1 protein-coding gene is annotated in these 502 nt (G+C 60.0%); it reads right to left on the bottom strand.

The genetic code is table 11. The features are described from left to right. Nucleotides 1–502 (bottom strand): aldo/keto reductase (locus tag AB1462_RS31725; RefSeq protein WP_367249033.1); only part of this gene is annotated, 502 nt, incomplete at both ends.

The following is a 502-nucleotide window of genomic DNA, read 5'->3' as shown; positions in this document are numbered from 1 at the left end:
ACATGATGCTGTACTCGAATTGCAGCGCCGTTATCGGATGCGTGCTGTACGCGCGGCGGATGGTCTCAGCATCGACATTGGTAATGCCGACGTGACGGACATAGCCTTGCTGGACCAGCTCGGCGATGGCGCCAATCGTCTCTTCGACCGGCACAGCAGGGTCCAGTCCAGTCTGATAGAGATCGACATAATCCGTTTCCAGCCGTTTGAGGGTATACGCCAGCGCGGTTTTGACCGCGGCTGGCCGAGCATCGATACCCATGAACGCGCCATCCGGACCGCGCTGCGCGCCGAATTTCACCTGAAGGAACGCCTTGTCACGTTGCCCGCGAAGCCCCTCGGCGAGCAACATCTCGTTATGGCCCATTCCATAGAAGTCACCTGTGTCGAACAGAGTGACGCCGGCTTCGAGCGCTGCGGCGATCGTGGCAAGCGATGCCTTGCGATCGCTACGCCCGTAGAACTCGGACATTCCCATGCAGCCCAGCCCCAAAGCCGAAAC

Source organism: Pseudomonas sp. SB113 (assembly GCF_040754745.1).
In the GTDB taxonomy this organism is placed as follows: domain Bacteria; phylum Pseudomonadota; class Gammaproteobacteria; order Pseudomonadales; family Pseudomonadaceae; genus Aquipseudomonas; species Aquipseudomonas grimontii.
Note: the sequence above shows the minus strand (reverse complement) of the source record. Positions and strands in the feature narration are given on the sequence as shown.